We start from the raw sequence: 24,271 nt of genomic DNA on the forward strand, positions 1-24,271 counted from the left end.
GCCGCCGTCGGCGTGCCGGGCCTGACCCTGATGAACCGCTACATCAGCGGTGACAACGTGCACACCGCCACTGTTGACGACGGCAAGGAGTGGGGCCGCGAAACCGAGCTGGCCTACACCGTGCAAAGCGGCGCGCTGAAGAGCCTCAACGTGAAATGGCGTAACGCATCGATTCGTCGGGACTACAGCACCAACGAATTCGACGAGAACCGCATTTTCATCAACTACCCGCTTTCGCTTCTGTAACACCAGGCTCCATTGCCATGAGCGCATCCCATGGCAACCTGCGGCAGGGACGCCGGTTTAGAGCGGTTCGTCGATCAAACGTTGACAAGGTAACGGAAGGATAAGGATATTCTTCTCGGTCGTACGACAACTTATAACAACTGTACCTCTCATAGTTTGCTCAGGTAACGCCATGACCACGACACAGATTCGCCACCCCCTCAATCGCCTCCTATTGACCGGTGCCGCCGGCGGCCTTGGCAAAGTCTTGCGCGAGCGCCTCAAGCCTTTCGCTCGCCAGATTCGCCTGTCGGACATCGCCAACATGGCCCCGGCCATCGACGAAAGCGAAGAAGTGGTGCCGTGCGACCTGTCGGACAAGCAGGCCGTGCATCAACTGGTCGAAGGCGTCGACGCCATCCTGCACTTCGGCGGTGTCTCGGTGGAGCGTCCATTCGAAGAAATCCTCGGCGCCAACATCAGCGGCGTCTTCCACATCTATGAAGCCGCCCGCAAACACGGCGTCAAGCGGGTGATCTTCGCCAGTTCCAACCACGTCATCGGTTTCTACAAGCAGGACGAGGCCCTCGACGCCCTCTCCCCTCGCCGCCCGGATGGCTACTACGGCCTGTCCAAGTCCTACGGCGAAGACGTCGCCAGTTTCTACTTCGATCGCTACGGCATCGAGACCGTGAGCATCCGCATCGGCTCGTCGTTCCCCGAACCGCAGAACCGCCGGATGATGAGCACCTGGCTGAGCTTCGACGACCTCACCCAACTGATCGAATGCTCGCTCTACACGCCAAAGGTCGGTCACACCGTGGTCTACGGCGTGTCCGCCAACCGCGACGTCTGGTGGGACAACAGCCAGGCCGCACACCTTGGCTATCAGCCCAAGGACACCTCGGAAATCTTCCGCGCCAAGGTCGAAGCGCAGCCGATGCCGGCCGCCGATGACCCGGCCATGATTTACCAGGGTGGCGCCTTTGTGGCGGCTGGCCCATTCGACGACTGATTCGCTGTTTTTCATGGGATACGCACGGACAAAGGAATCACCATGCAAGCCGAATTGATTGTCGACGCACGTAACGCCGTCGGGGAAAGCCCGGTATGGGTTCCCGAGGAAAACGCCCTGTATTGGGTGAACATTCCCAACGGTGGCCTGCAACGCTGGAATGCCAGCAGCGGCAAAATCCAGGGCTGGGAAGCCCCCGAAATGCTCGCCTGCATTGCCCGTCACCAGGACGGTGGCTGGGTCGCGGGCATGGAAAGCGGTTTCTTTCGCCTGCACCCCAATGATGACGGCAGCCTGGACAGCGAACTGTGCGCAAGTGTCGAACATAGCCGCACCGACATGCGCCTCAACGATGGCCGTTGTGACCGCCAGGGTCGCTTCTGGGCCGGCAGCATGGTGCTGAACATGGGTGCCAACGCAGACGTAGGCCGGATGTATCGCTACGAGGCAGGCCAGCGCAGCCCGGTCGCGGCGCAACTGAGCGGTTTCATCGTGCCCAACGGCCTGGGCTTCAGCCCGGACGGACGCACGATGTACCTCTCCGATTCACACCCGCTGGTGCAGCAGATCTGGGCTTTCGACTACGACACCGACAGCGGCACACCGTCCAACCGACGGCTGTTCGTCGACATGATGCCGTTGGCCGGTCGCCCGGATGGCGCCGCGGTGGATGCCGACGGTTGCTATTGGATTTGCGCCAACGATGCCGGGCTGATTCACCGTTTCACCCCGGACGGACGCCTCGACCGTTCACTGCAAGTGCCCGTGAAGAAACCGACCATGTGCGCCTTTGGCGGCAGTCGCCTGGACACCCTCTTCGTCACCTCGATCCGCCCCGGTGACAACAACGACCCGCAGTCCCTGGCCGGTGGCGTGTTCGCCCTCAACCCCGGCGTCAAGGGCCTGGCTGAAGCTGCTTTCGGAGGACGGGAGCACTCCGCGAACTGATCTGTTTCACCGCTTCACTGGATGAGCCATAAAAAAAACAACAAGACTGGAGATTGACCATGAATTTCAAACGTACGCTTCTGATCGCAGCCCTCCCCCTGGCCTTCCTGGCCCAGGCGGCGCAAGCCCTCGACATCAAGATCGCCGACATCCACCCCAAGGGCTACCCAACCGTGGTCGCCGAGGAATCCATGGGTAAGACCCTGGAAAAAGAGAGCAACGGCGAACTGAAGTTCAAGTATTTCCCGGGTGGCGTACTGGGCTCCGAAAAAGAAGTGATCGAGCAGATGCAAGCCGGCGCGATCCAGATGTCCCGGGTCAGCCTGGGTATCGTCGGTCCTGTCGTACCGGATGTGAACGTCTTCAACATGCCGTTCATCTTCCGCGACCAGGCTCACATGCGCGCGGTCATCGACGGTGACGTCGGCGATGCGATCCTCGACCGGATCACCAACTCGGAATTCGGCCTGGTCGCCCTGGCCTGGATGGACGGCGGTACGCGCAACCTCTACACCAAGAAACCAGTGCGCAAGCTCGAAGATCTGAAGGGCATGAAAATCCGCGTCCAAGGCAACCCGATGTTCATCGAGATGATGAATGCCATGGGCGCCAACGGCATCGCCATGGACACCGGCGAAATCTTCAGTGCCTTGCAGACCGGCGTGATCGACGGCGCGGAAAACAACCCACCGACCCTGCTCGAACACAACCACTACCAGAACGCCAAGTACTACAGCCTGACCGGTCACCTGATCCTGCCAGAGCCGATCGTGATGTCGAAAATCACTTGGGAAAAACTGACCCCGGCGCAACAGGACATGGTCAAGAAAGCCGCCAAGGCTGCCCAGGCCGAAGAGCGCGAGCTGTGGGACAAGAAGTCCACCGCCAGTGAAGAAAAACTCAAGGCCGCGGGTGTGGAATTCATCACTGTCGACAAGAAACCCTTCTACGACGCCACCGCCCCCGTGCGGGCCAAGTACGGCGCGCCCTATGCCGACCTGATCAAGCGTATCGAAGCCGTTCAATAAGACCTCTCGTTCTGTACTCATGAAAAGGCCCGGCGCGCCTGCTGCCCAAGGCACGCCCGGTTACGGTGGAACCCGATGAAGAATTTGCTGCTGCGTATCAACGATAAAATCTACATGACGTGCATCTGGGTGGCCGGCCTATCTGTCCTGGCAGTTGCCCTGATGATTCCCTGGGGTGTATTTGCCCGCTACGTGCTGGGCTCAGGCTCCAGCTGGCCCGAGCCCACCGCCATCCTGCTGATGATCGTGTTCACCTTCATCGGTGCCGCTGCCAGCTACCGCTCCGGCTCGCACATGGCCGTGGACATGGTCACCAGCCGCATGCCCCGGCACTGGCAAACCTTGGCTTCGGTCGTCACCCAGCTCTTGATGGCGGCGGTGTGCATCTTCATGACCATCTGGGGCACCAAGCTGTGCATGACCACCTGGAATCAATTCATGAGCGCCATCCCCACCCTGCGCGTCGGCATCACCTACATGCCGATCCCGGTCGGTGGTTTCCTGACCCTGATTTTTGTCCTGGAAAAACTCTTGCTGGGTGATCAAAGCCAGCGCCGGGTCGTGCAGTTCGACCTGGTCGAAGAAAACGAAGGTGCCGCTTAATGGACGCGCTGATTCTGCTGGGCAGTTTTTTGTTGTTGATCCTGATCGGCATGCCGGTCGCCTACGCGCTGGGCGCTGCCGCCCTGATCGGGGCGTGGTGGATCGATATTCCGTTCCAGGCCATGATGATCCAGGTCACGGGCGGGGTGAACAAGTTCTCGTTGCTGGCCATTCCGTTCTTCGTCCTGGCCGGTGCGATCATGGCCGAAGGCGGCATGTCCCGTCGACTGGTGGCCTTCGCCAGCGTGCTGGTAGGCTTCGTGCGCGGTGGCCTGTCCTTGGTCAACCTGGTGGCTTCGAGTTTCTTTGGCGCGATCTCCGGTTCCTCGGTGGCCGATACGGCCTCGGTCGGCTCGGTGCTGATCCCGGAAATGACGCGCCAAGGCTATCCGCGTGATTACGCCACGGCCGTCACCGTCAGTGGTTCGGTGCAAGCGCTGCTGACCCCGCCAAGCCACAACGCGGTGCTGTATTCGCTCGCCGCTGGCGGCACCGTCTCCATCGGTTCGCTGTTCATGGCCGGCATCGTCCCCGGCATCATGATGAACCTCTGCCTGATGGCGCTGTGCCTGGTCTTCGCGAAAAAACGCAATTACCCCAAGGGCGAAGTGATTCCGCTCAAGCAAGCGCTGAAGATCTGCCGGGAAGCCATGTGGGGCATGATGACCTTGTTCATCATCCTTGGCGGCATTCTCTCGGGTGTTTTCACCGCCACCGAATCGGCCGCCATTGCCGTGGTGTGGGCGTTCTTCGTGACCATGTGCATCTATCGGGACTACAAGTGGAGCGAGTTGCCGAAACTGATGCACCGTACGGTACGCACCATCTCCATCGTGATGATCCTGATCGGCTTCGCCGCTAGCTTCGGCTACATCATGACGCTGATGGAGATCCCGGCGAAGATCACCACCGCGTTCCTGACGCTGTCGGACAACCGCTACGTGATCCTGATGTGCATCAACGTGATGTTGCTGCTGTTGGGCACCGTGATGGACATGGCGCCGCTGATCCTGATCCTGACGCCGATCCTGATGCCGGTGATCGTCGGCATCGGCGTGGACCCGGTGCAGTTCGGCATGATCATGCTGGTGAACCTGGGTATCGGGTTGATCACGCCACCGGTGGGCGCGGTGTTGTTCGTCGGTTCCGCCATCGGCAAGGTCAGCATCGAAAGCACCGTCAAGGCGCTGCTGCCGTTCTACGCCATGCTGTTCGTGGTGCTGCTGCTCGTGACTTATGTTCCCGCCATTTCGCTGTGGTTGCCGCACTTGGTGTTGTAACCCCAAAAAGCGCGCAAGCCTCCTTGTGGCGAGGGAGCTTGCTCCCGCTGGACTGCGGTAGGAGCTGTCGAGTGCAACGAGGCTGCGATCTTTCCCCAGCCACTTGAATCTCAAGTGAAAGATCAAAAGATCGCAGCCTCGCTTCGCTCGACAGCTCCTACAGTACAGCCGAGCGGGAGCAAGCTCCCTCGCCACAAAAGCTTTTCCCCACTCGATAGACGCGACCACCATGACGCAGCCTCTTCTCCATCTCGAAGACGAACTCACCCGCCTCACCCTCGCCCCGCACCTGGGCGCCAGCCTCGTCGATTGGACCCTGCGCGGCAGCGGTGCGCCCTTGTTGCGCCCGCCTGCTGCGCAAGCCGTGGAAAACGGCCTGCCGGGCAAACTCGGCTGCTTCCCGTTGATCCCGTGGTCGAACCGGATCGCCCAGGGCGGTTTCGACTGCCCCGGCGGCTGGCTGGCCCTGGAGGCCAACAGCCCCAACGATCCGTTCCCGATCCATGGCAGCGCCTGGCAACAACCGTGGCAAGTGGTCGAGCAGAGTACCCAGGAAGCCTTGTTGCAACTCGACAGCCAACACCCGTTCGCCTATTGCGCCAGCCTGCGGATCCGCTTGAGCGGCGGTCAGTTGCAAATCGCCATGCACGTCACTCACATGGCCGAACAGGCCGCCTGGCACGGGCTGGGGTTGCACCCGTATTTTCCGCGCACCGCCAGTACTCGCCTGCAAACCCGCGCCAGCGAAGCCTGGCTGTGCGATGCCTCGAAACTGCCAACGGAACTGAGGGACATCCCCGCAGAGTGGGATTTCCAGCACGCCCGGTTACTGCCAGACACACTGGTCGACAACGGCTTCGGCGGTTGGGACGGGCACTGTCTGATCCAGCAACCGGACCTGGGTTATGAGCTGGAATGCCGAGCCAGCGGCAGCGAGTACTTCCTGCTGTACTGCCCCGTGGGCCTGGATTTCTTCTGCATCGAACCGGTCAGCCATCCGGTCAACGCCCATCACCTGCCGGGGCGACCGGGGTTGCGTTTGCTGGAGCAAGGGCAGTCGGTGGCGCTGGGGTTTTCGATGCAGTGTCGGTTGCTCTAAGGCCCACTTCCCTGTGGGAGCAAGGCTTGCCCGCGATGAAGTGGACGCGGTCTCCTGGGAAACCGAGGCGCCTGCATCGCGAGCAAGCTTTGCTCCCACAGAGTTTTTGGATTGCCAATAAATCCGCGGCCAAACGCAGGTCCACTGTGGGAGCAAAGCTTGCTCGCGATAACGGTGGGTCTGCTGGCATCAATGTTGAAGTGCCGACGCCTTCGCGAGCAGGGGGTCAGGTGCCCAGGGTCAACCCATTGGCCGGCAACGGCAGTGCGGTCTTGTAGCGCACTTGCTTGAGGGCAAAGCTGGAGCGGATGTTCGCCACGCCCGGGACCTTGGTCAAGAAGTCCATCATGAACCGCTCCAGCGACTGGATGGTCGGCACCAGCACGCGGATCAGGTAATCCGGATCGCCGGCCATCAGGTAGCACTCCATCACCTCCGGTCGGTCGGAGATTGCCTCCTCGAAGTGCTGCAGCGCCTCTTCCACCTGCTTCTCCAGGCTGACATGGATGAAAACGTTGACGTGCAACCCCAGCAGGTCGGCGTCCAGCAGCGTGACCTGCTCGCGGATCACCCCCAATTCCTCCATGGCCCGGACGCGGTTGAAGCACGGCGTCGGCGACAGATTGACCGAACGGGCCAGATCGGCGTTGGTGATGCGGGCGTTTTCCTGAAGGCTGTTCAGAATGCCGATGTCGGTGCGATCCAATTTACGCATGAGACAAATAACCCTGCTTTTTATCGTTGTGCAGATTTTTTATCTGCAAATGATCTGAACAGCAAGCTAACAGAGAAAAATATTCTTCTTCGTCGAGCCTATGATTGTTGTAGGACAATTTCCCACCTACCCAGGGAAATTCGTCAGCTAGCGCGCCCACTACAAGAAATTCACAAGATCGAGCGTAGAAAGCCATGAACCCAGCGTATGAACCGCTACGCCTGCACGTTCCCGAACCCTCGGGCCGTCCCGGCTGCAAGACCGACTTTTCCTACCTGCATCTGTCCGATGCCGGCACGGTGCGCAAACCACCCATCGACGTCGAACCCGCCGACACCGCCGACCTGGCTCGCAGCCTGATCCGCGTACTCGACGACCAGGGCAATGCCTTGGGCGACTGGGCTGCGGACATTCCCGTCGAGATCCTGCGCAAGGGCATGCGTGCCATGCTCAAGACGCGCATCTACGACAACCGCATGGTGGTCGCCCAGCGGCAGAAAAAGATGTCGTTCTACATGCAAAGCCTTGGCGAAGAAGCCATCGGCAGCGCCCAGGCCCTGGCGTTGAACATCGACGACATGTGCTTCCCCACCTACCGCCAGCAAAGCATCCTGATGGCCCGCGAGGTGCCGCTGGTGGACCTGATCTGCCAACTGCTGTCCAACGAGCGCGATCCGCTCAAGGGCCGGCAGTTGCCGATCATGTACTCGGTCAAGGACGCGGGTTTCTTCACCATTTCCGGCAACCTCGCCACGCAGTTCGTCCAAGGCGTGGGCTGGGGCATGGCCTCGGCGATCAAGGGCGATACCAAGATCGCCTCGGCCTGGATCGGTGACGGCGCCACCGCCGAATCGGACTTCCACACCGCCCTCACCTTCGCCCACGTCTACCGGGCACCGGTGATCCTCAACGTGGTCAACAACCAGTGGGCGATCTCCACCTTCCAGGCCATTGCCGGCGGTGAAGCCACGACCTTCGCCGGACGCGGCGTCGGTTGCGGCATTGCCTCCCTGCGCGTGGATGGCAACGATTTCATGGCGGTCTACGCCGCCTCGCGCTGGGCCGCCGAACGCGCCCGCCGCAACCTCGGCCCGGCGCTGATCGAATGGGTCACCTACCGCGCCGGCCCGCACTCCACCTCGGACGACCCTTCGAAGTACCGCCCCGCCGACGACTGGAGCCACTTCCCGCTGGGCGATCCGATTGCGCGCCTCAAGCAGCACATGGTGAAGATCGGCCAGTGGTCCGAAGAGGAGCATGCCGCCGTCACCGCCGAACTCGAAGCCGAGGTGATCGCCGCGCAGAAGGAAGCCGAGCAGTACGGCACCCTCGCCGGTGGGCAGATTCCAAGCGCCGCGACCATGTTCGAAGACGTCTACAAAGAGATGCCGGAGCACTTGAAGCGCCAGCGTCAGCAGTTGGGGATCTGACATGAACGATCACAACAACAATATTGCGTTGGACACCGCCATGACCACTACCACCATGACCATGATCCAGGCCCTGCGCTCGGCCATGGACGTGATGCTCGAACGCGACGACAACGTCGTGGTGTTCGGCCAGGACGTGGGTTACTTCGGTGGCGTGTTCCGCTGCACCGAAGGCCTGCAGAACAAGTACGGCACCTCGCGAGTGTTCGACGCACCGATTTCCGAAAGCGGCATCGTCGGCGTGGCGGTGGGCATGGGCGCCTACGGCCTGCGCCCGGTGGCCGAGATCCAGTTCGCCGACTACGTCTACCCGGCCTCGGACCAGATCATCTCCGAAGCAGCACGCCTGCGCTATCGCTCGGCCGGCGAGTTCACCGCGCCGATGACCCTGCGCATGCCCTGCGGCGGCGGCATCTATGGCGGCCAGACCCACAGCCAGAGCATCGAGGCGATGTTCACCCAGGTCTGCGGCCTGCGCACCGTCATGCCGTCCAACCCCTACGACGCCAAGGGCCTGCTGATCGCCTCCATCGAAAACGATGACCCGGTGATCTTCCTCGAGCCCAAGCGCCTGTATAACGGCCCGTTCGACGGCCACCACGACCGCCCGGTAACACCGTGGTCGAAACACCCCTCGGCGCAAGTGCCGGACGGCTACTACACGGTGCCGCTGGACGTCGCCGCCATTACCCGTCCGGGCAAGGACGTGACTGTTCTCACCTACGGCACCACGGTCTACGTCTCCCAAGTGGCTGCCGAAGAGAGCGGTATCGACGCCGAAGTCATCGACCTGCGCAGCCTGTGGCCGCTGGACCTTGAGACCATCGTCAAATCCGTGAAGAAAACCGGCCGCTGTGTGGTGGTTCACGAAGCCACCCGCACCTGCGGTTTCGGCGCCGAACTGGTGGCGTTGGTGCAAGAACACTGCTTCCACCACCTGGAAGCGCCCATCGAGCGTGTCACCGGTTGGGACACCCCCTACCCGCACGCGCAGGAGTGGGCGTATTTCCCAGGGCCGTCCCGTGTGGGCGCGGCGTTGAAACGGGTCATGGAGGTCTGAATGGGCACGCACGTTATCAAGATGCCGGACATCGGCGAAGGCATCGCGGAAGTTGAACTGTCGGTGTGGCACGTCAAGGTTGGCGACATGGTGGTCGAAGACCAGGTGCTGGCCGATGTCATGACCGACAAGGCCATGGTGGATATCCCCTCTCCGGTGCATGGCCGGGTCATCGCCCTGGGTGGCGAGCCCGGCGAAGTCATGGCGGTGGGCAGCGAACTGATCCGCATTGAAGTCGAAGGTGCGGGTAACCTGAAAGAATCGGCCCAACAAGCGCCAACGCCAGCGCCGGCTGCGCAAGCACCGAAGCCGGCACTCGTGGCGACACCTGAACCGGTGCTGGAAAAAACCGCCGCGCCCCGCTGCGCCCCGCAAGCGCCTGTGGCCCGCGACCCCGACGAGCGTCCCCTGGCGTCGCCGGCCGTGCGCAAACACGCGCTGGACCTGGGCATTCAATTGCGCCTGGTCCAAGGCAGCGGCCCCGCCGGGCGGGTCCTGCACGAAGACCTCGAGGCTTATCTGGCCCAAGGTCCGTCGACCCAGGCCAAGGGCGGTTCGGGTTATGCCGAGCGCCACGACGAGCAGCAGATCCCGGTGATCGGCATGCGTCGCAAGATCGCCCAGCGCATGCAGGAAGCGACCCAGCGCGCCGCTCATTTCAGCTACGTCGAGGAAATCGACGTCACCGCCCTGGAAGAGCTACGGGTTCACTTGAATGAAAAACACGGCGCCAGTCGCGGCAAGCTGACCTTGCTGCCGTTCCTGGTCCGCGCGTTGGTCGTGGCCCTGCGCGATTTCCCGCAGATGAACGCCCGCTACGACGACGAAGCCCAGGTCATTCACCGCTCAGGTGCGGTGCATGTGGGCGTCGCCACCCAGAGCGATGTTGGCCTGATGGTGCCGGTGGTGCGTCACGCCGAAGCCCGTAGCCTGTGGGACAGCGCGACGGAAATCTCCCGCCTGGCCACGGCGGCCCGCACGGGCAAGGCCAGTCGCGATGAGCTGTCCGGTTCGACCATCACCCTGACCAGCCTCGGTGCGCTCGGCGGCATCGTCAGCACGCCGGTGCTGAACCTGCCGGAAGTGGCGATTGTCGGCGTGAACAAAATCGTCGAGCGGCCCGTGGTGATCAAGGGCCAGATCGTGATCCGCAAAATGATGAACCTCTCCAGCTCCTTCGATCACCGGGTGGTCGACGGCATGGACGCGGCGCAATTCATCCAGGCCCTGCGTGGCCTGCTCGAACAACCCGCCACCTTGTTTGTGGACTAATCATCAATGGAGCAGGCGATGCAAACTTTGAACACGACGCTGCTGATTATCGGCGGCGGCCCCGGCGGTTATGTGGCGGCGATCCGCGCCGGGCAACTGGGCATCTCGACCATCCTGGTGGAAGGCCAGGCGTTGGGCGGGACCTGCCTGAATATCGGTTGTATCCCGTCCAAGGCGTTGATCCATGTGGCCGAGCAGCTCCACCAGACCCGGCACCACAGCCAGGGTTCGGCCTTGGGCATCACGGTGGCGGCGCCGAGCCTGGACATCGGCAAGAGCGTGGAATGGAAGGACGGCATCGTCGATCGCCTGACCACCGGCGTCGCGGCGCTGTTGAAAAAGCACAAGGTCCAGGTCATTCACGGCTGGGCCAAGGTGATCGATGGCAAGACGGTCGAGGTCGGTGACACCCGCATCCAGTGCGAACACCTGCTGCTCGCCACTGGTTCGAAAAGCGTCGACCTGCCGATGCTACCGATTGGCGGGCCAATCATTTCTTCCACCGAAGCCCTCGCCCCCACCTCGGTGCCCAAGCACCTGGTGGTGGTCGGCGGTGGCTACATCGGCCTGGAACTGGGCATTGCCTACCGCAAGCTCGGCGCCGAGGTCAGCGTGGTCGAGGCCCAGGAACGGATCCTGCCAGCCTATGACGGCGAGCTGACCCAGCCTGTGCACGAGGCGCTCAAGCAGTTGGGCGTGAAGCTTTACCTCAAGCACAGCGTCGAAGGTTTCGATGCCCAGGCCAGCACCTTGCAAGTGCGTGATCCCAATGGCGAGACGCTGAACCTGGACACCGACCGGGTGCTGGTGGCCGTTGGGCGCAAACCCAACACCCAGGGCTGGAACCTCGAAGCGCTGGGCTTGGCGATGAACGGTTCGGCGCTGAAAATCGACAGCCGTTGCCAGACCAGCATGCGCAACGTCTGGGCCATCGGCGACCTGAGCGGTGAACCGATGCTCGCCCACCGGGCCATGGCCCAGGGTGAAATGGTCGCCGAGCTGATCGCCGGCCAGCATCGCGAGTTCAACCCAACGGCCATCGCCGCGGTGTGCTTCACCGACCCGGAACTGGTGGTGGTCGGCAAGACGCCGGACGAAGCCAAGGCGGCCGGGCTCGATTGCATGGTGTCGAGCTTCCCGTTCGCCGCCAACGGTCGGGCCATGACCCTGGAATCGAAAAGCGGTTTCGTCCGGGTCGTGGCGCGCCGGGACAATCACCTGATCGTTGGCTGGCAAGCGGTTGGCGTGGGCGTGTCGGAACTGTCCACCGCGTTCGGCCAATCCCTGGAAATGGGCGCGCGCCTGGAGGACATCGCTGGCACCATCCACGCCCACCCGACGCTGGGCGAGGCCGTGCAGGAAGCGGCGTTGCGGGCGTTGGGGCATGCGTTGCATCTGTAACGCATCAGGATCGTTCCCACGCTCCGCGTGGAAATGCAGCCAGGGACGCTCCGCGTCCCAAAGCCGAACGCGGAGCGTCCGTTGAAGTATTCCCACGCGGAGCGTGGGAACAATCATCGAGTGAGGCTGCGAAACAGCCCCGGAATGAAGTATTGTTGTTCCCATCCAAAAAACGTCAGAAGCCTTGAACCGTTTCGACGGTTGTCAAGAAATAGAGGGTGTCATGGGTAACGAGAGCATCAATTGGGACAAACTGGGCTTTGACTACATCAAGACCGACAAGCGCTACCTGTCGCACTGGCGCGATGGTGCCTGGGACGCGGGCACCCTGACCGAAGACAACGTGCTGCATATCAGCGAGGGCTCCACCGCCCTGCACTACGGTCAGCAGTGCTTCGAAGGCCTGAAGGCCTATCGCTGCAAGGACGGCTCCATCAACCTGTTCCGCCCGGACCAGAACGCCGCCCGCATGCAGCGCAGCTGCGCCCGCCTGCTGATGCCGCACGTCGACACCGAGCAGTTCGTCGAGGCCTGCAAGCAAGTGGTCCGCGCCAATGAGCGCTTCATCCCGCCTTACGGCACCGGCGGCGCGCTGTACCTGCGCCCGTTCGTGATCGGCGTGGGTGACAACATCGGCGTGCGCACCGCACCCGAGTTCATCTTCTCGATTTTCTGCATCCCGGTCGGCGCCTACTTCAAGGGCGGCCTGACCCCGCACAACTTCCTGATCTCCAGCTTCGACCGCGCCGCCCCACAAGGCACCGGCGCGGCCAAGGTCGGTGGCAACTACGCCGCCAGCCTGATGCCCGGTTCCCAGGCCAAAAAAGCCAGTTTCGCCGACTGCATCTACCTGGATCCGATGACCCACTCGAAAATCGAGGAAGTCGGCTCGGCCAACTTCTTCGGCATCACCCACGACAACAAATTCGTCACCCCGAAATCCCCTTCGGTCCTGCCGGGCATTACTCGCCTGTCGCTGATCGAACTGGCCAAATCGCGCCTGGGCCTGGAAGTGATCGAAGGCGACGTGTTCATCGACAAACTGTCGGACTTCAAGGAAGCCGGCGCCTGCGGTACCGCTGCGGTGATCACCCCGATTGGCGGCATCAGCTACAAGGACAAGCTGCACGTGTTCCACAGCGAAACCGAAGTCGGCCCGATCACCCAGAAGCTCTACAAAGAGCTGACCGGCGTGCAGACCGGTGACGTGGAAGCGCCAGCGGGTTGGATCGTCAAGGTTTGATCCAAACCCCTGTGTAGGAGCTGTCGAGTGCAACGAGGCTGCGATCTTTCCCCAGACACTTGAGTCTCAAGCGAAAGATCAAAAGATCGCAGGCTTCGCCAGCTCCTACAGACCCCAGCGGGAGCAAGCTCCCTCGTCACATGGATCTGTCCCCACTACCCCCGACGCAAAACCGGCCATCGCCCCCAACGCTGGCGAAACCATCCGTAACCGCTGACCAGCAAGATCCCGCCCAGCACCAGAACCGCGCCAACGATGAAGTTCGGCTCCAGCGGCTCATCCAGCAACCAGACGCCAAAACCGATGCCAAACAGCGGCGTCATGAACGACAACACCCCCAGTTGCGAAGCGAGGTAGTGGCGCAGCAGGGAGAACCAGATCAGGAAGCTGGCGAAGGACACCAGCAACACCTGGAACGTCATGCTGGCGATGAGTTGTGGCGTAGGGTTGATCGTCGTTTGCCCCAGCGCTATCGACATTCCGATCAGCAGCACCCCGGCGCCAACCAATTGGTAAAGCAGCGTCTGGCTGGCCGGCAGATTCGTCAACCGCGAACAGCGTACCGTCACCGTGGTTGCGCCCCACAGCGCACCCGCCAGCAAGCCCATGCCGTCACCGAGCAACGAACTGCCGTTCGCCGCGCCCGAGCCCCCGCTGAAAGCCACCACGATCCCGCCAAAGGCAACGGCGATGCCCAGCCATTGCGCCGGCTTGAGGCGTTCGCTCGGCAGTTTCCAGTGCAAGCCGAGGGCGGCGAACATTGGTGCGGTATAGAGGAAAATCACCATGTGCGATGCCGTCGTATGCCGCAGGCCTTCGCCCACCATCACGAACTCCAAGGCAAACAACAACCCCACCAGCATGCCCGGGCGCCAACTGCCATCGGCCAGGGACAGGCGTTCACCGCGCACCAGCACCAACAACCAGACCAGTACCGCAGCGATGGCCGAGCGCACGCCCAGTTGCAGCATCGGCGCCATATCGGCGGCGCCGGCCTTGATCGCGACTTGCTGGAAACCCCAAATGGCACAGAGGCCGGTCATCAGGGCGCAGACCTGGCCATCCAGGGCACGGCGGGTGGTCATGGGAACGGTCCTTGGGCAGAAAGAGATGAAAGGATTGTCTGCCTGACACCTTTGCTGGATATAGTGATTACCCGACAAGCCATCCCGGTAATCCGCCATTGCGGTCGATATGCAGCCTCCAGCCCAACATCTGAAGATTCCTCCGTTCGAAGCGGCCCTGCCCTCGCCGATTTTCTTTCGCAGCGCCTGCATGCCGGCCCATGCCACTTACCCCCGGCACCGGCATGCCTGGGGTGAGTTCGTCTACTCCTACAGTGGGGTGATGGAAATCGAGATCGCCCAGCACCATTACCTGGCGCCACCGCAGTACGGCATCTGGCTGCCGCCGGACATGGAACACGTTGGCTTCAATCGGCATGAGGCCTGCCATTGTTCGTTGTACCTGGCCGCCGAACTGTGCGACGCGTTGCCGGCCGTACCCTGCGCGCTGACCTTGAGCCCGCTGATCCGCGCCCTGCTGGAAGAGTTGCGCAGCGATCCACCGAGCCAACCGCAGACGCCCGAGCAGCAACGTTTGCTGCAGGTGTTGGTGGACAAGCTGGCGCAGGCGCCCCATGTCGGCAGCTACCTGCCCTCCTCGGATGATCCACTGCTGGGCCCCGTGCTGCGAGCCTTGGAGGCGAACCCCAGCGACCCGCGTTCCTTGCCACAACTGGCCCGCGCTGCCAACACCACCGAGCGCACGCTGATGCGCCGGGCCCAGCGGGACCTGGGCATGTCATTGGTGGAATGGCGCCAGCGCCTGAAAGTCATCGAGGCCCTGGCCCTGCTCGAACGTGGCCAGAGCGTGGAAACCATCGGCCTGGACCTGGGCTACAGCAGCGCCTCGGCGTTCATCAGCATGTTCCGCAAAATGATGGGCACCACGCCGGATGAGTATCGGCGCAGGCATATGGCTGGATGATGAGGCGATGCTGGAATCGTCATCGCGAGCAGGCTCGCTCCCACAGGTGATCGTGGTATTCATCAATCTCGTGTTCAACGCAGGGCCCATTGTGGGAGCGAGCCTGCTCGCGAAGGCGGTGGGTCAGCTTGCATGGATGTTGGATGTGAAGGCCCCTTCGCGAGCAAGCTCGCTCCCACAGGGTCTGTCGGTGGACATCAATCATGTGTTCACCGCAAATCCACTGTGGGAGCGAGCTTGCTCGCGATGACGGCTGTGGGTTTGACATCGATTTCGGCACTCACGCCAAACCGCCCCGCCATCTCCCGACGACCACTGGCCGTCACCCCCAGCGCCCGGCTGTCCAGGTCCTGGATCACCCATTTGCGCTTGATCGCCACTTGCAGCAACGCCGCGCCCAAGGCGCCGCCCAGGTGCGGGCGGCGCATGCTCCAGTCCAGGCAGGGGCAGGCGAATCGGCGGCGTTGCGTGGCAAGGTGCTGGACATCGATGCCCAAGCCCTCGAACACCGCCTCGCCGGACTCACTCAGCCGATAGCCATCGCCTTGCACCTCTATCAGCCATCCAGCCTCGATCATCCGGTCATGCAGGCGCACCGCCAGAGTGCCGGCCATGTGGTCGTAACAGGTGCGAGCAAATTGCAGGCGATCCGGTGTGCGCGGGGTGAAGGTTGGTGCGGCGCTCTGGCCGATCACCATCAGTGCCTCCAGTGCCTGGGCGACGCGCGGGTCGGCCAGGCTGTAATAACGATGACGGCCCTGGACATGCAAGCGCACCAAGGCCATTTGCTTGAGTTTCGCCAGATGGGCGCTGGCGGTCGAGGCGCTGACCTCGGCGATGCTCGCCAATTCGGTGCTGGTGCGGGCATGGCCGTCCATCAACGCGCACAGCATCCGGGTGCGCGCCGGTTCGGCAATGGCCGCCGCCACTTGGGACACGCCCAGGTCATGGTGCTCTGCGTTCATATTTCGCTCCCCGACGAATCAAGCCATGCATCGACTGGAGATAGTAGCAACACTTTCTCCATCACGAACAAGGCCGCGCTTCATGGACCCGATCACCGCCGCGACACATTCCGACCCTTACCCTTTTTACGCCGCCCTGCGCGCTGCCGGCGGACTGGCCTTCGATCCCGAACTGAACCTGTGGATCGCCAGCAGCGCCGAGGCCGTGTGCGCGGTGCTGCACCATCCCGATTGCCATGTGCGCCCGGCTCACGAGCCCGTACCAAAGGTCATCGCCGAAGGGCCGGCCGGACGGGTGTTCGGCCACCTGATGCGCATGAACGAAGGGGAACGGCAGCGTTGCCCGAGGGCCGCGATTGCGCCGCGGTTGCAGGACATCGATCCCCGGCAGGTCGAGGCACTGGTCAGGGCCCGCCTTCTCCAAGAGGGCGCCGAAGGCCTGCACCAGGCCCAATTCATCGGGCCGGCCAGCGTGGTCGCGGCATTGCTGGGTTTCAGCCCGACGGACTGTCACCGGGTCAGCGAATTGACCGCAGACTTCGTCGCCGGCCTGTCGCCCCTGAGCCAAGCACCGCAACTGAACGCGGCGCACCAGGCCAGCGAGCAACTGACCGGTTTATTCCAGGAGCGGATAGAGGCGCAGGACAACCCTTTGCTGCTGGGCATTGACCCAGGCTTCGAAGACGCTGATCCGGACAGTAAAATCGCCAACCTGATCGGGCTGCTCTCGCAAACCTATGAAGCCACCGCGGGTCTGATTGGCAACGCGTTGCTGGCGCTGATCGGCGATCCAGCGTTGCGCCGGACACTGCGGGAGGCCCCCACACAGGTCGACTCATTGCTGGCCGAAGTCCAACGTTTCGACCCGCCGGTACAAAACACTCGCCGCTTCATCGCCGCGCCCTGCGAAATCCTCGGCACTGCGCTGAACCCCGGGGAGGTGGTCCTGGTGCTGCTGGCCTCAGCCAACCGCGATCCGCAACTCAACCCCCGACCAGACACCCTGCTGCTCGATCGCCCGAACCGCCGCAGTTTCAGCTTCGGCAGCGGGCGCCATGAATGCCCAGGCCAAACCCTGGCCATGGACATCGCCCGCGCCACGCTGACGGCGATTCTGGAGCGCGAACCGCCACTGGATCAGTTGACCTGGTGCTATCGCCCCTCCGTCAACGGCCGCATCCCGCTGTTCAGCGAGCGGTCCTGTGCCGGCAGGTCATGACCCGCCCAGCCATCAATCGTCTCGCGTCAGGACTTCCAGCAACTCGATTTCGAAGATGAGGTTGGCGTTGGGCTTGATGTGGGCGCCCGTGGACCGCTCACCGTAGGCCAGGTGGGCCGGCACCCACAACTTGCGCTTGCCACCGACTTGCATGCCCATCAGGCCCAGATCCCAGCCCTTGATGACGCGACCGGTGCCGATCACGCATTGGAAGGGTTTGCCGCGACTGTAGGACGAATCGAATTCGGTGCCGTCTTCGAGGGTGCCGCGGTATTGGGTGGTGATCAGCGCACCTTTGACTACGCTTTTGCCGTCGCCCTGTTCCAGGTCGATGATTTGCAGCTCTTCATTCATGGCGGTATCCCTCGTGTGATCCAGGCGCGGGGTTTTCGCAGAAATCCGGGCGCATGGCAAACGTTGTATGCCATGCGGCAGGGAACCGCGACGGCCTCTTCGGTTCACATGGGTATCGTCCCTGCATTTCAGATAAGGATTTTCTGATGTTCGACTCTCGTCCGCTCCACAGTTTCATTCCGCCATACATCCTCAATCGCATCATCGCCCACGGCTCCGAACAGCAACGCTCCAGCGCCCTCGGCACCTTGACCCACGTGCGCAGCCTGCGGCACAACCCCGGCCCACCCGGCAACCTTCCCGCCGCCGCGAACCGGCCCAAGCCCGGCACGGCCGGACAGCCGCAACGCAGCGTGCATGACGCCCAGAACAGCATGGAACTGCCCGGCCAGCCGGTTCGCCTGGAAGGCCAGCGGGCCAGTGGCGACCCAGCCGTGGACGAAGCCTACGACGCCCTCGGCGCCACCTATGATTTTTTCTGGAAGGTCCTGGGGCGCGACTCCATCGACAACAAAGGCTTCGCCCTGGTGGGCAGCGTGCATTATGGCCAGGGCTATGAAAACGCCTTCTGGAACGGCGCGCAAATGGTGTTCGGCGACGGCGATGGCGAAATCTTCCAGCGCTTCACCCGCTCCCTGGACGTGGTGGCCCACGAGCTGGCCCATGGCGTCACCGAAAGCGAGGCCGGCTTGATCTACGCCAACCAATCCGGTGCGCTGAACGAGTCCATCTCCGATGTGTTCGGTGTGCTGGTCAAGCAGTTCGTGCTCGAACAGACCGCCGACCAGGCCGACTGGCTGATCGGCGCCGACCTGCTCACCGACAAGATCAACGGCGACGGCCTGCGCAGCATGTCCAACCCCGGCAGCGCCTACGATGACCCGTTGCTGGGCAAGGACCCGCAACCTTCGCACATGCGCGAATTCGTCATTACCCGTGAAGACAACGGCGGCGTGCACATCAACTCCGGCATTCCCAACCGGGCCTTTTATCTGGTGGCGACCACGCTGGGCGGATTTGCCTGGGAAAAGGCCGGCCGGATCTGGTATGAAACCTTGTGCGACCGAAGATTGGCCAATGACGCGTCCTTCAGCGCCTTCGCCCGCCTGACCGTCGAGCATGCCCGCCAGCGCTTCGGCACGCGGGAAGTGCAAGCGGTGCAGAACGGCTGGGCCCAGGTCGGCGTCGACCTGACACAGGAGAGCTGATGAAAACCCTTCCAGACCTCGACGACAAGGCGGTGATACGGCTGTCGCGCCAGGGTGGCGTGGCCGCCATCCATGCGCTGACCCGACCACGGGAAATCGAATTCGCCCAGTGCGACCTCGACCAGCGCACGCGCATCTGTTCGGTCCTGGAGGGTTGCCTGCCACTGACGTCCTCCACGCCCGGGCGCGGCGACCAGCGATTTTTCCAGATCGAGGTGCGCTACCGCACCGACGACCAGGACGATGAGATGGTGCTACAGGTGCCTGAGGACCAGGCACCCGGCGAGCTGGTTCACCTGTGGGACAAAGGCGAAGTGCTCTAACGTGTGGCCGGCACGATCTTGACGATGGCGCCGGACACGGTTTCGACCAGCAGGTACTTGTCGTCGATCTGCACCCATTGCTGCTCGTTTGTCGGTTGCTCGAGTTTCTTCTGTTTCCAGTCTTTCATGGCCCGGTCCGCGCGCTGGTAGTCCGCCGGTACCCGGTCGTTCGCCACCAGCCTGCGGCCATTGCTTGGCGAATGCTCCAGGGCCTCCCCGCTTTTCTCGACCGCTTGCGCAACAGGTCCAAGGGCTCCAAGGCCGGCGATCAGGAACAGGCTGGCGATCAGGGATGGTTTGCGCATAGAAAAAACTCCAGTTATTCGAGGGACTGAATCTGGGACTTCGCGGGCGGCGAATCATTCCTTAATTTCTGGAAACTGTACCCCCTGCTTGCTCCCGCTGAACCCTGTAGGAGCTGGCGAAGCCTGCGATCTTTTGATCTTTTGATCTTTCGCTTGAGACTCAAGTGCCTGGGGAAAGATCGCAGCCTCGTTGCACTCGACAGCTCCTACAGAGCCGAGCGGGAGCAAGCTCCCTCGCCACAGGTTGTGCATGGCATAGTGACAACCTCTGGACTACGGATCTCGCCATGACCACCTCTACCCCGTCATCCCCTGCCCTCAAGGAAATTTTCAACAACGCCCGCCTGGAGCACATCGCTGGCGAAATGCGCGCGGTTTACCCAGCGTTCGATGCCCCGGCGTTTTTGCACATGGCCAACGACGGGCTGGCCGAGTTGTCGGTGATGCAGCGCATGGCCCGGGTCAGTGAGTGCCTGCATGCGGTGCTGCCCCTCGGTTATGAAGCTTCACTGGAGGTGCTGCGCGCCCTGGCCCCGCGCCTGAACAGCATGTTCGTCAGCATGTTCCTGCCACACTACGTGGCGTCCTATGGCCGGCATCGCTTCGACGTGTCGTTGGACGCGCTCAAGTATTTCACCCGGTTCGGCTCGTCGGAGTTCGCCGTGCGGCACTTCCTGCGCGATGACCTGGAACGCACCCTCAAGGTCATGCACGACTGGGCGCTGGACGCCAACGAGCACGTACGCCGCCTGGCCAGCGAAGGCAGCCGGCCACGCTTGCCGTGGTCGTTTCACCTGGAGCCGATCCAGGCCAATCCTGACCTCGCCGCCGCGATCCTCGACACGCTCAAGGCCGACGACAGCCTTTATGTGCGCAAATCGGTGGCCAACCATCTCAACGACGTCACCAAGCAGCATCCCGACTGGGTGCTGGACCAGATCGAAGGCTGGCCGCTGCAAGACCGCCACACGGCGTGGATCGCCCGGCATGCGCTGCGCAGCCTGATCAAACAAGGCAACCCCAGGGCGCTGGGCGTCATCGGGGTCGGCGGCAAGGCACAGGTCCAGGTACTGGATTTGCAGGTGACGCCTGCGGTGATTCGCCTGGGGGAACAGGTCACGCTGTCCTTCACGGTGCAATCAACCCTGGAACAGAGCCAACGCCTGGTGATCGACTATGCCATCGACTACGTGAAAGCCTCGGGCGGCACCTCGGCCAAAGTCTTCAAGCTCAAGACCTTCGACCTGCCTGCCCAGGGTTGCGTCAACCTCAGCCGCTCCCAGCACATTCGCGAGTTGACCACCCGCAAACATTACGCGGGCCGGCATGCCGTGCACCTGCTGGTCAACGGCGAGCGGCTGGGCAGCACGGCGTTCGATATCGTGCCTTGAAGTGGCTCAGCCCGCCGCTATCCGTTGCGCCTGGCGAATGTCGTGGATGAACCGCTCAGCCGGCAGTGGATGCCCCAGCAGATAGCCCTGCAGCGAATCGCAGCCCAACTGGGTCAGGAAGTCTTGTTGCATATCGGTCTCCACGCCTTCGGCGACGATCCGCAGGCCCAGGGCCTGGCCGAGGGCGACGATGGCCGAGACGATCGCCGCGTCATCGCTGTCGTGCTCCAGGTCACGCACGAAGCCGCGATCGATCTTCAGCTCGTTGGCCGGCAGCCGCTTGAGGTACATCAGGCTCGAATAGCCGGTGCCAAAGTCGTCGATGGACAGGTCCACGCCCATGTCCGAGAGCTGTTGCAGCACCGTCATGCTCGCGTCCGCATCGCTCATGGCGGTGGTCTCGGTGATTTCCAAGGTCAGGCTGTTGGCCGGCAGCTGATGCGTTTCCAAGGCCTTGGCCACGCTCTGCACCAAACCGGTATGGCAGAACTGCAACGCCGACAGGTTCACCGCAATGCGCCAATCGGTATAACCGAGCACGTACCATTCGCGCATCTGCCGACAGGCTTCGTTCAACACCCATTCGCCGATGGGGATGATCAACCCGGTCTTTTCCGCCAGGTCGATGAAGGTGTCGGGCATCAACAGGCCCAGGGTCGGATGGTTCCAGCGCAACAAGGCCTCGGCGCCGACCGGCCGGCCGTTGGCGGCATCGAACTTGGGCTGGTAGTACAGGCTGAATTGCCGCTGTTCGACGGCGATGCGCAAGTCTTGCAGCAACTGCAATTGCTTGCGGGCGTTGCTGTTCATCGACGCGTCGAAAAAGCTGTAGCCGTTCTTGCCGGCGCCCTTGGCGTGGTACATCGCCGCGTCGGCGTTCATCAACAGTTCGTCGGCGCTCTGGCCGTTGCCAGGGTAAACCGCGATGCCGACGCTGGCAGAGATCTGCAAGTCATGCTCAGCCACCCGGAACGTACGTGCGATCAAGCCGACCTGACGTGCCGCCAGTTGCAAGGCATCGTCCGGTTCAGTCAGTTGCACCAACAGCACGAACTCATCACCGCCGATCCGCGCCAGGGTGTCCTGGCTGCGCAGGTCTTCACGCAGGCGCAGGGCCACGTCCCGCAGCAACAAATCGCCCATGTGGTGACCAAAGGCGTCGTTGACCGGCTTGAAACCATCCAGGTCGATGAACATCAGGGCGAAGCAGCCGCCCTGCCCTTGCACCCGGTGAATGGCCTGGTCGATACGATCAGCCAGCAATACGCGGTTGGGCAGTCCGGTGAGGGGGTCGTGCAGGGCCAACTGGGTCAGTTCCCGGTTGGCCAGGGTCAGCGATTGGGCCAACTCCGCAGTACGGGCTTCCAGGCGCGCATCGAGAATCGACGTCAGCAAGGCGATGGCCAGCACCGCCAGGGTGGTGATCAACACCAGATTGTCCAGGCCCTTGCCGCTCAAGCCGTCCAGGGAGCCACAAAAGCTGCCGTCGCTGAACCGCGCCCCGGCCATGCCGGTGTAGTGCATGCCGACGATGGCGATACCCATGATCACCGCAGCGCCTGCACGAGCCAGACGCACGTGGGGAGTGTTCTGGCGCAGGCGAAAGGCAATCCACAACGCCGCCGCTGAAGCGCCGACCGCAATCACCAACGAAGCCCCGAACAGTGTCGGCTCATAGTCGATGCCTGGCTGCATTCGCAGTGCGGCCATGCCCGTGTAATGCATGGTGCTGATCCCGGCGCCCATGATCAGCGCGCCGAACGCCAGTTGCCACGCTGGCAATCGTGGCTGGCTGACCAGCCACAGGGCAAAACCGCTGGAAAGAATCGCGACCAGCAGCGACAGCGCGGTGATGGATACGTCGTAGCCAAGCTCCACCGGCAAGCTGAACGCGAGCATGCCGATGAAGTGCATGGACCAGATGCCCACCCCCATCGCCAGCGCCCCCCCGGTCATCCACAAATGCGCGGCGCGCCCCTGGGCGGTCGCGATCCGCCCGGCCAGGTCCAGGGCGGTATAGGAAGCCAGCACAGCAACAAACAAGGAAATCGAAACAAGGGCGGGGGAATAACTGCCGATGAGCATGGTTTTTTCTCGTAACTGGAGACCGGACTGCTTCCATGCCCGGTTGAAGGCCGGCGATTGTACTTAATCGTGACAGGGACGCACGAAGCAAATGTCAAAAAGCCATCAAAGCTGGAATGTTTTCGACGAAAGACATTATCCCCAGCAGGGAGAATATTTTTTGTAAACCATCAATCCTGTGTTCACTGTAGTTCCATTGTGGGAGCGAGCTTGCTCGCGATAGCGGTGTGTCAGCTTGCATCAATGTTGAATGTGCCGCAGCCATCGCGAGCAGGCTCGCTCCCACAATGGACTTGCGGTGAATGCAAAACCCATGACCCCTGAGCCCCCTGTGGGAGCGAGCTTGCTCGCGATAGCGGTGCGTCAGTCTACGCACCTGGCCCAAGCGGTTCAGCTACTATCGAAGAATCACTTCAAGGAGGATTCATTCATGGGCGTTCCCGCCAACCGGGCTTTGACCACCGCGCTGGTAGTAATCGATGTACAGAACGACTTCATCCCCGGCGGCCAACTGGCCGTGCCAGGCGGCGATGAGATCGTGCCGCTGATCAACCAACTCGGCCATTCATTCAGGCACGTCGTCCTTGCCCAGGACTGGCACCCGGCCGGGCACGCCTCGTTTGCGTCCAGCCATCCGGGCAAGCAACCGTTCGACATCGTCCAATTGCCCTACGGCGAGCAGAAACTCTGGCCCGACCACTGCATACAGGGCAGCAACGGCGCCGCGCTGCACCCGGCACTCGACCTCGCCCATGCCAAGCTGATCATCCGCAAGGGCTGCAACCCGGACATCGACAGCTATTCAGCCTTCATGGAAGCGGATCACCTGACCCCTACCGGCTTGACCGGCTATCTCAAGGAACGCGGCATCGACACCGTGTACCTGGTGGGGCTGGCCCTGGATTTCTGCGTGATGTTCTCGGCGCTGGATGCCCGGTTGGCGGGGTTCAATGCGGTGGTGATACTGGATGCCTGCCGGGGCATCGATATCGACGGCTCGATGGAGGCGGCAATCCGACGGATGCAGGAAGCGGGCGTGCAATTGATCGAGTCCAGCGCGATAGATGGTCGCCCCTTCGCTTGATCGCTCATACTAGCCGCCTCCCCTCTGGA

The 24,271-nt window shown here is 62.4% G+C and carries 24 protein-coding genes; 18 read left to right on the forward strand and 6 right to left on the reverse strand.

The window, feature by feature from the left end; translation table 11 throughout:
* The 7 genes from AB4Z20_RS08255 to AB4Z20_RS08285 all read left to right on the forward strand — a co-directional run.
* Positions 1-246 (forward strand): OprD family outer membrane porin (locus AB4Z20_RS08255; RefSeq protein ID WP_442089682.1); only part of this gene is annotated, 246 nt, incomplete at its 5' end.
* 172 nt (positions 247-418) lie between these two features.
* Positions 419-1,240: an NAD-dependent epimerase/dehydratase family protein gene (locus AB4Z20_RS08260; protein ID WP_442089683.1), complete on the forward strand. Its 822-nt coding sequence runs from the start codon at positions 419-421 to the stop codon at positions 1,238-1,240.
* Positions 1,241-1,282: 42 nt separating this feature from the next.
* A complete protein-coding gene (locus AB4Z20_RS08265; RefSeq protein ID WP_442089684.1) occupies positions 1,283-2,188 on the forward strand; it encodes an SMP-30/gluconolactonase/LRE family protein in 906 nt (301 codons plus the stop codon).
* Between the two features lie 59 nt (positions 2,189-2,247).
* Positions 2,248-3,216, forward strand: coding sequence for a TRAP transporter substrate-binding protein (locus tag AB4Z20_RS08270; RefSeq protein ID WP_214512647.1), 969 nt, complete (start codon positions 2,248-2,250; stop codon positions 3,214-3,216).
* Between the two features lie 75 nt (positions 3,217-3,291).
* On the forward strand, positions 3,292-3,819 hold the full coding sequence (locus tag AB4Z20_RS08275) for a TRAP transporter small permease (protein ID WP_442089685.1): 528 nt from the start codon (positions 3,292-3,294) through the stop codon (positions 3,817-3,819).
* Positions 3,819-5,099 (forward strand): TRAP transporter large permease, encoded by a 1,281-nt coding sequence (locus tag AB4Z20_RS08280; RefSeq protein ID WP_253475839.1) that lies wholly within the window; start codon positions 3,819-3,821, stop codon positions 5,097-5,099. Before AB4Z20_RS08275 ends, AB4Z20_RS08280 begins: the two co-directional genes overlap by 1 nt.
* A 229-nt stretch (positions 5,100-5,328) precedes the next feature.
* Positions 5,329-6,198 (forward strand): aldose 1-epimerase, encoded by an 870-nt coding sequence (locus AB4Z20_RS08285; RefSeq protein WP_442089686.1) that lies wholly within the window; start codon positions 5,329-5,331, stop codon positions 6,196-6,198.
* Between the two features lie 226 nt (positions 6,199-6,424).
* Here the strand turns inward: AB4Z20_RS08285 and bkdR are convergent, their stop codons facing one another.
* Positions 6,425-6,913 carry a Bkd operon transcriptional regulator BkdR gene (gene bkdR, locus AB4Z20_RS08290; RefSeq protein WP_003202929.1) on the reverse strand — a complete coding sequence of 163 codons (489 nt, stop codon included), beginning with the start codon at positions 6,911-6,913 and terminating at the stop codon, positions 6,425-6,427.
* Positions 6,914-7,107: 194 nt separating this feature from the next.
* On the opposite strand from bkdR, the gene AB4Z20_RS08295 reads away from it, so the two are divergent.
* From AB4Z20_RS08295 to AB4Z20_RS08315, 5 genes are all read left to right on the forward strand, one after another.
* Entirely contained in the window at positions 7,108-8,343 is a 1,236-nt protein-coding gene (locus tag AB4Z20_RS08295) for a 3-methyl-2-oxobutanoate dehydrogenase (2-methylpropanoyl-transferring) subunit alpha (protein ID WP_212800058.1), read from the forward strand.
* A 1-nt stretch (position 8,344) separates the two neighbouring features.
* Entirely contained in the window at positions 8,345-9,403 is a 1,059-nt protein-coding gene (locus AB4Z20_RS08300; RefSeq protein WP_024619271.1) for an alpha-ketoacid dehydrogenase subunit beta, read from the forward strand.
* On the forward strand, positions 9,404-10,675 hold the full coding sequence (locus AB4Z20_RS08305) for a dihydrolipoamide acetyltransferase family protein (protein ID WP_442089687.1): 1,272 nt from the start codon (positions 9,404-9,406) through the stop codon (positions 10,673-10,675).
* Between the two features lie 18 nt (positions 10,676-10,693).
* Positions 10,694-12,076, forward strand: a complete 1,383-nt coding sequence (gene lpdA, locus AB4Z20_RS08310; RefSeq protein ID WP_442089688.1) for a dihydrolipoyl dehydrogenase — start codon at positions 10,694-10,696, stop codon at positions 12,074-12,076.
* Between the two features lie 223 nt (positions 12,077-12,299).
* Positions 12,300-13,319 carry a branched-chain amino acid aminotransferase gene (locus tag AB4Z20_RS08315; protein ID WP_014337840.1) on the forward strand — a complete coding sequence of 340 codons (1,020 nt, stop codon included), beginning with the start codon at positions 12,300-12,302 and terminating at the stop codon, positions 13,317-13,319.
* A gap of 155 nt (positions 13,320-13,474) precedes the next feature.
* On the opposite strand, the gene AB4Z20_RS08320 is transcribed toward AB4Z20_RS08315, so the two are convergent.
* Complete coding sequence (locus tag AB4Z20_RS08320) at positions 13,475-14,404, reverse strand: DMT family transporter (protein ID WP_442089690.1); 930 nt, start codon at positions 14,402-14,404, stop codon at positions 13,475-13,477.
* Between the two features lie 109 nt (positions 14,405-14,513).
* On the opposite strand from AB4Z20_RS08320, the gene AB4Z20_RS08325 reads away from it, so the two are divergent.
* Positions 14,514-15,308, forward strand: coding sequence for an AraC family transcriptional regulator (locus AB4Z20_RS08325; RefSeq protein WP_014337838.1), 795 nt, complete (start codon positions 14,514-14,516; stop codon positions 15,306-15,308).
* A 209-nt stretch (positions 15,309-15,517) separates the two neighbouring features.
* Here the strand turns inward: AB4Z20_RS08325 and AB4Z20_RS08330 are convergent, their stop codons facing one another.
* Complete coding sequence (locus AB4Z20_RS08330; RefSeq protein ID WP_442089691.1) at positions 15,518-16,273, reverse strand: ArsR/SmtB family transcription factor; 756 nt, start codon at positions 16,271-16,273, stop codon at positions 15,518-15,520.
* Between the two features lie 82 nt (positions 16,274-16,355).
* Here AB4Z20_RS08330 and AB4Z20_RS08335 point away from each other — a divergent pair, with 82 nt between their 5' ends.
* Complete coding sequence (locus AB4Z20_RS08335) at positions 16,356-17,492, forward strand: cytochrome P450 (protein WP_442089692.1); 1,137 nt, start codon at positions 16,356-16,358, stop codon at positions 17,490-17,492.
* 12 nt (positions 17,493-17,504) lie between these two features.
* Here the strand turns inward: AB4Z20_RS08335 and AB4Z20_RS08340 are convergent, their stop codons facing one another.
* A complete protein-coding gene (locus AB4Z20_RS08340) occupies positions 17,505-17,846 on the reverse strand; it encodes an FKBP-type peptidyl-prolyl cis-trans isomerase (RefSeq protein ID WP_442089693.1) in 342 nt (113 codons plus the stop codon).
* A 146-nt stretch (positions 17,847-17,992) separates the two neighbouring features.
* Between AB4Z20_RS08340 and AB4Z20_RS08345 the strand changes: the two genes are divergently transcribed.
* A complete protein-coding gene (locus tag AB4Z20_RS08345) occupies positions 17,993-19,054 on the forward strand; it encodes a M4 family metallopeptidase (protein ID WP_442089694.1) in 1,062 nt (353 codons plus the stop codon).
* A complete protein-coding gene (locus tag AB4Z20_RS08350) occupies positions 19,054-19,377 on the forward strand; it encodes a protealysin inhibitor emfourin (RefSeq protein WP_214512001.1) in 324 nt (107 codons plus the stop codon). Before AB4Z20_RS08345 ends, AB4Z20_RS08350 begins: the two co-directional genes overlap by 1 nt.
* On the opposite strand, the gene AB4Z20_RS08355 is transcribed toward AB4Z20_RS08350, so the two are convergent.
* Positions 19,374-19,682 carry an RcnB family protein gene (locus AB4Z20_RS08355; RefSeq protein ID WP_442089695.1) on the reverse strand — a complete coding sequence of 103 codons (309 nt, stop codon included), beginning with the start codon at positions 19,680-19,682 and terminating at the stop codon, positions 19,374-19,376. The two genes, AB4Z20_RS08350 and AB4Z20_RS08355, sit on opposite strands and share 4 nt — an antisense overlap.
* Before the next feature lie 287 nt (positions 19,683-19,969).
* On the opposite strand from AB4Z20_RS08355, the gene AB4Z20_RS08360 reads away from it, so the two are divergent.
* The gene (locus AB4Z20_RS08360; protein ID WP_442089696.1) at positions 19,970-21,073 is read left to right on the forward strand and encodes a DNA alkylation repair protein; all 1,104 of its coding nucleotides are present in this window, start codon (positions 19,970-19,972) and stop codon (positions 21,071-21,073) included.
* Positions 21,074-21,079: 6 nt separating this feature from the next.
* Here the strand turns inward: AB4Z20_RS08360 and AB4Z20_RS08365 are convergent, their stop codons facing one another.
* On the reverse strand, positions 21,080-23,158 hold the full coding sequence (locus AB4Z20_RS08365) for a putative bifunctional diguanylate cyclase/phosphodiesterase (RefSeq protein WP_442089697.1): 2,079 nt from the start codon (positions 23,156-23,158) through the stop codon (positions 21,080-21,082).
* A 430-nt stretch (positions 23,159-23,588) separates the two neighbouring features.
* On the opposite strand from AB4Z20_RS08365, the gene pncA reads away from it, so the two are divergent.
* Positions 23,589-24,242, forward strand: coding sequence for a bifunctional nicotinamidase/pyrazinamidase (pncA, locus tag AB4Z20_RS08370; RefSeq protein ID WP_320388864.1), 654 nt, complete (start codon positions 23,589-23,591; stop codon positions 24,240-24,242).
* Positions 24,243-24,271 lie beyond the last annotated feature (29 nt).

Origin of the sequence: Pseudomonas sp. KB_12 (genome assembly GCF_052114545.1) — a bacterium.
Lineage (GTDB): Bacteria > Pseudomonadota > Gammaproteobacteria > Pseudomonadales > Pseudomonadaceae > Aquipseudomonas > Aquipseudomonas brassicacearum.